At 75.6% G+C, this 8,940-nt stretch carries 8 protein-coding genes; 3 read left to right on the forward strand and 5 right to left on the reverse strand.

The genetic code is table 11. From position 1 onward, the window contains the following. Window positions 1-389, reverse strand: a 389-nt coding sequence (locus tag ACFP3R_RS31035) for a RibD family protein (protein WP_380641209.1), incomplete at its 3' end; no start/stop codon positions are given. Between the two features lie 33 nt (window positions 390-422). Here ACFP3R_RS31035 and ACFP3R_RS31040 point away from each other — a divergent pair. From ACFP3R_RS31040 to ACFP3R_RS31050, 3 genes are all read left to right on the forward strand, one after another. Beyond that, a complete protein-coding gene (locus ACFP3R_RS31040) occupies window positions 423-1,973 on the forward strand; it encodes a sulfatase-like hydrolase/transferase (RefSeq protein ID WP_380641211.1) in 1,551 nt (516 codons plus the stop codon). A 90-nt stretch (window positions 1,974-2,063) separates the two neighbouring features. Continuing rightward, window positions 2,064-3,467 carry a serine hydrolase gene (locus ACFP3R_RS31045; protein ID WP_380641213.1) on the forward strand — a complete coding sequence of 468 codons (1,404 nt, stop codon included), beginning with the start codon at window positions 2,064-2,066 and terminating at the stop codon, window positions 3,465-3,467. 106 nt (window positions 3,468-3,573) lie between these two features. Beyond that, the gene (locus ACFP3R_RS31050; RefSeq protein WP_380641215.1) at window positions 3,574-4,275 is read left to right on the forward strand and encodes a HisS family protein; all 702 of its coding nucleotides are present in this window, start codon (window positions 3,574-3,576) and stop codon (window positions 4,273-4,275) included. A 68-nt stretch (window positions 4,276-4,343) separates the two neighbouring features. On the opposite strand, the gene ACFP3R_RS31055 is transcribed toward ACFP3R_RS31050, so the two are convergent. The 4 genes from ACFP3R_RS31055 to ACFP3R_RS31070 all read right to left on the reverse strand — a co-directional run. Next, entirely contained in the window at window positions 4,344-4,892 is a 549-nt protein-coding gene (locus tag ACFP3R_RS31055) for a nuclear transport factor 2 family protein (protein ID WP_380641217.1), read from the reverse strand. Between the two features lie 103 nt (window positions 4,893-4,995). Further along, complete coding sequence (gene glgB / locus ACFP3R_RS31060; protein WP_380641219.1) at window positions 4,996-7,128, reverse strand: 1,4-alpha-glucan branching protein GlgB; 2,133 nt, start codon at window positions 7,126-7,128, stop codon at window positions 4,996-4,998. Further along, window positions 7,118-8,518: a maltokinase N-terminal cap-like domain-containing protein gene (locus ACFP3R_RS31065; protein ID WP_380641221.1), complete on the reverse strand. Its 1,401-nt coding sequence runs from the start codon at window positions 8,516-8,518 to the stop codon at window positions 7,118-7,120. Before ACFP3R_RS31065 ends, glgB begins: the two co-directional genes overlap by 11 nt. After that, a partial coding sequence (locus tag ACFP3R_RS31070) for an alpha-glucosidase C-terminal domain-containing protein (RefSeq protein WP_380641223.1) occupies window positions 8,515-8,940 on the reverse strand: 426 nt, incomplete at its 5' end. The genes ACFP3R_RS31070 and ACFP3R_RS31065, both read right to left, overlap by 4 nt.

The raw sequence follows: 8,940 nt of genomic DNA on the forward strand, positions 1-8,940 counted from the left end.
GGACCCAGCGGGACGACCTCGACGCCGGGCAGGCCCGCCACGGCGGCGGCGCCGGAACCGGCGGTGTAGACGAGCTTCCCGCCGCCGCAGTGCCAGAACGCGCGGTCGGGGTCGAGCTCGCCGGCGCGGCTGACGGTGACCTTCAGCGGGTGCTCGGGCCGCCCGGCGGCGACGCGCGCGGCCCGGCGGCCGGCGTCGTTGACGAGCAGGCGGGGGTTGTCCCGGCGGACGGTGCCCGCGCCGACCAGGACGGCGTCGGACTCGGCGCGCATCCGGTCGACGTGGTCGAAGTCCTCGGCGTTGGACAGCGGGAACCGGGCCTCGCCCCGGTCGTCGATGTGGCCGTCCACGCTGACCGCGACGCTGAGCAGGACGTGGGGGCGGATCACCGCCCCACGGTAACCCGATCGGGGGGCGCCCGGGTGGTGGCGCGGGTCCGGACCGCGCTGTCGGCGCTGGTGGTGCTGTTCGCCCTGCTGCTGCCCGCCGACTTTGACGAGCTGACGCCGTCGGCGTTCCTGCGGGTGCCGGTGGAGGCGCCGGCGGCCGTGGTGCTGCTGCTCGTGCTGCCCGCGCGCCGGCGGCGGCCGGTCGCGGCGGTCGGCGGCGCGCTGCTCGGCCTGCTGCTGGTGGTGAAGTTCCTGGACATCGGGTTCGACGCGGTGCTGTACCGGCCGTTCGACCTGGTGCTGGACTGGCCGCTGCTCACGCCCGCGGTGGACTACGTCGACGTGACGGCGGGCCGGGCGGCCGCGATCGGCGCGGTGGCCCTGGCGGCGGTGGCGGCGGTCGCGGTGCTGGTCCTGGTGACGCGGTCGGTGCTGCGGCTGGGCGGCGCGGTGGGCGCGCACCGGGGCGCGGCGGTGCGCGCGGTGGCGGTGGCGGCGGTGTGCGCGATGAGCCTGCCGGTGGCCTCGCACGGCACCTCCGAGCTGGTGGGGGACCACGCGCGGGCGGTGCGGGCCGGGCTGCACGACCGGACGGCGTTCGCGGCGGAGTCGGCGGTGGACGCGTTCGGGGACGTGCCGGGCGATCGGCTGCTGACCTCGTTGCGCGGCAAGGACGTCCTGGTGGTGTTCGTGGAGAGCTACGGGCGCGGCGCGGTGGAGGACGCGGGGGTCGCCGCGGCCCTGGCGGACGGCACGCGGCGGCTGGCCGGGCGCGGCTACGCCTCCCGCAGCGCCTTCCTCACCTCGCCCACGGCCGGCGGGGGCAGCTGGCTCGCCCAGGCCACGCTGCTGTCCGGGCTGTGGGTCGACAACCAGCAGCGGTACCGCACGCTGGTGGCCAGTGACCGGCTGACCCTCGGCGGCGCGTTCCGGCGGGCCGGGTGGCGGTCGGTGGGCGTCATGCCGGGCATCACGCAGACGTGGCCGGAGGGGCTGTTCTTCGACTACGACCGGATCTACGCCGCCGCCGACCTCGGGTACCGGGGCCCGCGCTTCGGCTACGCGACCATGCCCGACCAGTACGTGCTGGCCGAGCTGGAGCGCGCGGAGCGGGGCCCGCGCGACGAGCCGGTGATGGCCGTGGTCACGCTGCTGTCCAGCCACGCGCCGTGGACGCCGCTGCCGGAGGCGCTGCCGTGGGACGGGGTGGGCGACGGCTCGGTGTTCGGGGGGATGCGCGCGGGCGCGGTGCCGCCGGAGACCATCTTCGGCCGGGACCCGGTGGAGGTGCGCGCCGACTACGGGCGGTCCGTCGAGTACTCCGTCGACACGATCGTCTCGTACCTGGAGACCCACGGCGACGACGACCTCGTGGTGGTGCTGCTCGGCGACCACCAGCCCGCGCAGGTGGTCACCGGCGAGGGGGCGGGCCGGGACGTGCCGGTCACGGTCGTCAGCCAGGACCGGTCGGTGCTCGCCCGCACCGACCCGTGGGGCTGGACCGACGGGCTGGCACCGGCGGCCGGGGCGCCCGTGCGGCCCATGAGCGCCTTCCGCGACCAGTTCCTGGGGACCTTCGGCTGATCCCGGTACTTCTCCACCGACCACCTCACCTGTCCGTTACCGATGCTCTACGGTCGGTCGCACAGGCATCGGCACCAGGGGGTACACGCCATGGGGACGACCCGACGGGTGGTGACGGCGGTGACCGCCACCGCGGTCCTGCTCGGCGCCACGACCACACCGGCGACGGCGGCCGGGCACGGCGTCGGCGACCGGCTCGCGGAGCAGGTCCGCCGGGCCGTGGTCGCGCAGGACTTCCGGGACGTGCTGGACCTGACGCCGCCCGAGCTGTTCGCCGCGTCGCGGGCGGGCGCGCCGGAGAAGTACGACTCCGTGCCCGCCGGGCGGGCGGCCAGGCCGGCCGCCGCCGAGGCCCGGCCGCTGCACCAGACGCCCAACCTGGACATCGCGGTCATCCGGCTGGACCCGTTCGGCAGGCCCACCGCGGTGGCCGACGTGCTGCTCAGCCCGCAGTACCCGCGGGGCGTGAGCGTGCCGGTGCACCGGGGGCGGCTGGCCACCGACCAGGTCCGCTACCGCTGGTGGGACGACACGGAGTGGGACGTCAACGGCGGGCGCGGCACGCGTGACGTGCTGCCCGGCCGGGAGGGCGCGCCGATCGACTTCTCCTCGCCCTACCCCGCGTCGGTGCTGAAGCTGATGGTGGGCTTCGGCGTCCTGCGGCTGGCCGACGCCGGGCGCGTCGACCTCGACGGGACCTACGCCTACGAGCCGACCGAGCCCAACGCGGCGTGCGGCGGCGCGCAGGGCAAGCCCGTCCGGCAGTTCTTCGACGAGATGATCACCCGGTCGCAGAACGAGTCGACCTGCGCGCTGATCAAGCTGGTCCACGACCTGGGCGCGTGGGACGAGGTCAACCGGACCTTCGCCGAGCTGGGGATGCCGACCCTGATGGTGACCGGCACCAACCCGGCCACCGGCGGCCGGTGGATCGGCTCGAACATGAGCGCCCTCGACACCGCGAAGCTGCTGCTGCTGGTCAACGGCGGCCACGGCACGCTGTGGACGACCGACGCGGGCCGCGCGATCACCCGGGACGAGCTCAGCGCGTCCTCGCGCGCGTTCTTCCGGCGCACCCTGGGCGACCAGGGCCACAACGAGATGCTGTCCACCACCAACTGGTGCGGCCGCGCCTACCCGGTCCAGGGCATCCCGCAGGTCACGCCGCCGCGGTGGGTCCGGCCCGACGGCACGGTGCGCGTCGGCGACGCCGTCTACGACCGGGACGTGCGCCCGTGCGACGCGGCCGCCGAGGTCACCTACGCCCACAAGAACGGCTGGGTCGACACCACCGGCAGCGACGCGGGCATCGTCAAGTCCCTGCCCGGCGAGGTGCGGCGCGACTACGTCGTGGTCGTGTTCTCCAACCTGGGCACCGACTACGTCGACGCCCACCGGCCCGCCGACCCGCCCGGCGTGTTCCCCGTGCTCTACACGGAGAAGTACGCCAAGCTCGGCCGCGCCGTCGACCGGATCATGGAGGACCTGCGGTGACCCACCGCGCGGACGCGGGCCCCGCCACCGGCCTTCCGGCGGCGGCCCGCGTCCGCGCGGTGGAACTTCGTTGCCGACCCGGGCCGGGCGCGCTGCACTGGTGGACGTGAACCCGCGACCGGACTCCGCCGGCGGCTTCCCCGAGTGGCCGCCGGGCCTGCGCGCGGTGGAGGCGCGGTGGCTGGACCGGGTCCGCCGGGTGTTCGAGTCCCACGGGTTCGGCCCGGTCGCGACCTCCTCGCTGGAGCCGCCGGGGGAGGAGCCGGGGGAGGCGTTGGCGGTCGGGGACGGCGACCTGGCCCTGTGCGCCGACCTGACCGCGTCGTTCCTCCGCTGGGCCGCCGACCACCGGGACGAGCTGGACCTGCCCTTCCGGGGCCGGCAGGCGCAGCGGGTGTGGCGCGGGTCGCGGGAGGACGGCGTCCGCGAGTCCACCTGGTGTGCCCTCGGCGTGGTGGACGCCGCCCCGCTGTCGCCGCGCCTCGACGCCGAGCTGCCGCGCGTCGCGCACGAGGCGCTGTCCGGCCTGGACCTCCCCGCCTGGACGCTCGGCGTCGGCAACCGCCGGGTCCTGGCGGGCTTCTCGGTCGTCGGCCCGGACCACTGCGCGGGCACGGTCTACGGCGGGCGGGTCGCCCCGGGCGCCGGGTCGGCGGGTCCGTGGTCCGGCGGGGTCTGCTCGGGCGGGCGGTACGCGGGTCGCGCGGGGCCTGTCCGGTGTCGGCCTGGCCGTCGACCTGGGCCGCTTGGTCCCCGAGGCGGTAATCCCGCCCGGCCGACCCGGCGACCTGGCCCCTCTCGGCGGTGACCCCGCCGGGTCGGGCGGGCAGCCGCGCCGCCGCCCGCTCGACCCGCGCCCCCGTCACCCGTGGCCCGTCACCGGCGGTCGAGCCGGTTCGGGATGCGGGCCAGCCGGTAGACCCGCCAGAAGTACTGGTCGGCCGCGTGCTGGTCGCCGGCGAAGTTGACGGCCTCCACGATGCGCCGCGCCCGGATGCGGAACGCGAGCGCCCACGTGATGTCCAGGCCCTCCGGCCGGGTGCTCCAGCCGCGGTGCAGGTCGATGACCCAGTCGCCGTCCGGGGCCAGGGCGAGGGGTTCCGCGCGGAAGCCCGCCCGCCCCAGCTCGGCGAAGAACGCCAGCACCTCCTCGACCCCGACCTTGGTGCCCGCCAGCGGGTGGTGGCCGGGGATGGTCCACCGGATGTCGTTGGCGAAGAACCGGCGCAGCCGGTCGAGGTCGCCCGACGCGTACGCCTCGTAGTAGTCCTTGATCAGCTTGACGTTCGGGTGCTCCGGCGGGGCCGGGGTGGCGGCGGCGCTGCCCGCGCCGAGCAGCGAGCCCGCCGCCACGCCCACCGCGGTCATCCCGACGCCGCGCAGGACATCGGCCCGGGACACGCCTGTGGGGTTTTCCGTCGTCATGCTCACTCCTGGTTGAGGGGTCGCGGATCCGTCGGGGGTGGGGGATCCGTCGGCACCTCGAACCTAAGATCGCCGAGCGTGACCAGTCCAATACCTGCGGCGATTACACATCCGCATGAGTATCGGGCATGAGATACAAAACGCCCATCGGCGGCAGGGTGAGGGCCGCCGAGGCGGGCTGCCCGTGGTACGGCGTCCACTCGGCGACGACCGTGCCGAGGTTGCCCACCCCCGACCCCCCGTAGTCGGCGCCGTCGGTGTTGAGCACCTCGCGCCAGGCGCCCGCGCGCGGCAGCCCGACGCGGTAGTCCCGCCGGGGCTCGTCGGCGAGGTTCACCGCGCACACCACCACGTCGTGCTCGCCGCGGCGCAGGAACGCGAGCACCAGGTCGTCCCCGTGCACCCACTCGAACCCGTCCGGCGAGGTGTCCAGCTCGTGCAGCGCGGGCGTGGCCCGGTAGGTCGCGTTGAGGTCCGCCACGAGCCGCCGCACGCCCGCGTGGACGGGGGAGTCGAGCAGGTGCCAGTCCAGCCCGAACTCCGACCACTCGTCGCGCTGCCCGAACTCGCCGCCCATGAACAGCAGCTGCTTGCCGGGGTGCGCCCACGTGTAGGCCAGCAGCGACCGCAGGCCCGCGGCCTTGGCCCGGTCGTCGCCGGGCATCCGCTCCCACAGCGAGCCCTTGCCGTGCACCACCTCGTCGTGCGACAGGGGCAGCACGAAGTTCTCGCTCCACGCGTAGCTCAGCGAGAACGCCACCTCGCCCTGCCGCGCCGCCCGCCGCTCCGGCTCCAGGCCGAAGAACCGCAGGCCGTCGTGCATCCAGCCCATGTTCCACTTGAACCCGAAGCCGAGCCCGTCGTGGTCGGTGCGCCGGGTCACGCCGGGCCAGGTGGTGGACTCCTCGGCGATCACCACCGCGCCGGGGTGGCGCTTGTACACCGTGGCGTTGAGCTCCTGGAGGAACCGCACCGCCTCCAGGTTCTCCCGGCCGCCGCGGACGTTGGGCTCCCACTCCCCGTCCGGCCGCGAGTAGTCCAGGTACAGCATCGACGCCACCGCGTCGACCCGCAGGCCGTCGACGTGGAACTCCTCCAGCCAGTACAGCGCGTTGGCCACCAGGAAGTTGCGCACCTGCGGCCGGCCGAAGTCGAACACGAACGTCCCCCAGTCGGGGTGCTCGCCGCGCCTCGGGTCCGGGTGCTCGTAGAGCGGGGTGCCGTCGAAGCGGGCCAGCGCCCAGGAGTCCTTCGGGAAGTGGGCGGGGACCCAGTCCACGATGACGCCGATGCCGCGTTGGTGGAGGGTGTCGACGAAGTGCCGGAAGTCGTCCGGCGAGCCGAAGCGCGAGGTGGGGGCGTAGTAGGAGGTGACCTGGTAGCCCCAGGACCCGCCGAAGGGGTGTTCGGCCACCGGCAGCAGCTCCACGTGCGTGAACCCCTGCTCCACGACGTAGTCGGCCAGCTCGCCGGCCAGCTCCCGGTAACCCAGGCCCGGACGCCACGACCCGAGGTGCACCTCGTAGGTGGACACGGGCGCGCGCGACCAGTCGGTGGCCTCCCGCGCCGCCAGCCACGCCGCGTCACCCCACTCGTGCGTCGAGGAGTGCACCACCGAGACGGGCGGCCGGGCCGCGAACGCCAGCGGGTCGGCCTTGTCCCGCCACACCCCGTCCGCGCCCAGCACCCGGAACCGGTACTCCGCGCCCGCGGCCACGCCCGGCGCGAACAGCTCCCACACCCCGCCGCCGAGCCGCCGCATCGGCAGGTCCAGCACCCGCACGCCGAGCGCGTTCGGCGCCCACACCGCGAACGCCGTGCCCGCCACGCCGCCCAGCTCGCGGGGGTGCGCGCCGAGCACGTCCCACAGCCGCTCGTGGCGGCCCTCCCCGATCAGGTGCAGGTCCAGCTCGCCCACGGTCGGCAGCCACCGGTACGGGTCGTCCACCCGCTCGACCCGGTCGCCGCGGACCACCTCGAACCGGTAGTCGGCCAACCGCACCGGCACCACGCCGGAGAACAGCCCGCCGCGCAGCTCCACCAGCTCGAACCGCTCGTCGCCGGTCACCACGGCCACCGCGTCCGCGCCCGGCTGCCACGCCCGCGCCACCGCGCCCGCGGGCCGGGGGTGCGCGCCCAGCACCAGGTGCGGGTTGGCGTGCGTGCCGGCCAGCAGCCGGTCCACCGCGCCGGGGTCCGGCGCGCCCACGTCCACGAGGGACAGCTCAACGGTCATCGAGGTCCTCCTCCCCGAGCAGCCGCCGCACCGCGCGCAGCGGGATGTCGACCCAGTCGGGCCGGTTGCGCGTCTCGTACACCGCCTCGTAGACGGCCTTCTCCAGCTCGAACGCGGTCAGCAGCCGCCCGGCGGGGTCGCCCCCGGCCGCCTCGGCGTACCCGGCGGTGAACGCCTCCCGGTTGTGCGCGGTCCACCGCCGGGCCCGTCGGCGCAGCTCCGGCGTGGGGTGGAACAGCCGGAGCTGGTGCTGCGCGGCGTAGTCCAGCGACCGCAGCACCCCGGCCACGTCGCGCAGCGGCGAGCGCGGCTCGGTGCGCTCCGCGATCGGCGCGGCGGGCTCGCCCTCGAAGTCGATCAGCAGCCAGGTGGCCGGGGTGCGCAGCACCTGCCCCAGGTGCAGGTCGCCGTGCACGCGCTGGACCGGCACCCGCTCGCGCAGCGCCCCGACCCCGGCGAACGCCGCCCGCAGCCGGTCGGCGTACGGCGCCAGGCCCGGCACCGCGACCAGCGCCGGTTCCAGGTGGGCCAGCATGTCGTCGGCCACCGACCGCGGGTCCGCGGTGCCCGTGCCCAGCTCGCGGGCCAGGTCCGCGTGCACGGCGGCCACCGCGCCGCCCAGCCGGCGCGCCTCGGCGGCGAAGTCGGCGCCCGCCGCGTCCGGGGCCGCGTCGGTGTCCGCGAACAGGTCCCGCACGCTGGTCATGGCCATCGCCCAGCCCTCGGCGGCGTTGGCCGCGAACGCCTGGAGCATCCCGAACGTGGCGGGCTCGCCGCCCACCTCGCCCTCGATCGAGCCGAGCAGCGGCGCGATGTGCCGCGACCGGGCCCGGCGCAGCGCGCGGTGCGCCTCCAGGTCCGGGTTCAGCCCGGCCGCGACCCGCCGGTACAGCTTGAGGATGTACCGGTCGCCGTAGACGATCGAGGTGTTGGACTGCTCGGCCCCGATCGGTCGCCCCACCAGGCCGCGCTTGCTCGCCCCGGCGAAGGACGGCTCGGGCGTGAACCCGACGCCGCCGCGCACCGCGCGCTGCCCGATCAGCCGCAGCAGCACCGCGTTCAGCTCGGCGTCGCCGGTCGCGTCGTACACCACGCACCCGTCGAACCCGGCCAGCACGGCGGGCGCGAGCCGGTCCGGCAGCGCGGTGCGCACCCCGATCGGCACCTGGTACCGCTCGGCGTCGCCGCCGTCGGCGAACCGGACCGCCACCACGGCCAGCAGGCCCAGCGGCCCGCCGGACGCGCGCTGGTCGACCAGTTCCACCAGCTGCTCGACCTCGACGCCGGCGACCGGCCTGCCCTTCCCGCCGAACCAGCGCTGCCACGGCAGCCAGGCGGCCAGGGCGCGTTCCAGCCGGGGCCGCAGCGCGGTCCCCTCGGGGCGGCTCATCGGTGGTCTCCCATGCGGTGGACGGCGAACCAGTAGAAACCGTGACCGGGCAGGGTGAGCCGGTACGGGTCGGCCCCGATCGGCGCGAACACCACGCCGCCGGTCAGCTCCACGGGCAGGCTGCCCGCGAACTCGGCCAGGTCGAACTCGGCCTGCTGCGGGAACCGCGACAGGTTGTTCACGCACAGCACCAGGTCGTCGCCGTGCGCCCGCAGGTACGCCAGCACGCTCGGGTTCGCGCAGGTCAGCTCGGTGAACGTGCCCAGCCCGAACGCCGGGTGGGCGCGCCGCACGGCCAGCGCCCGCCGCGTCCAGTGCAGCAGCGACGAGGTGGTGCGGAGCTGTGCCTCGACGTTCACGCCCTGGTAGCCGTAGACCGCGTCGGCGATGGTCGGCAGGTAGAGCCGGCCCGGGTCGGCGGA

The organism is Saccharothrix lopnurensis, assembly GCF_042658445.1.
Lineage (GTDB): Bacteria > Actinomycetota > Actinomycetes > Mycobacteriales > Pseudonocardiaceae > Actinosynnema > Actinosynnema lopnurensis.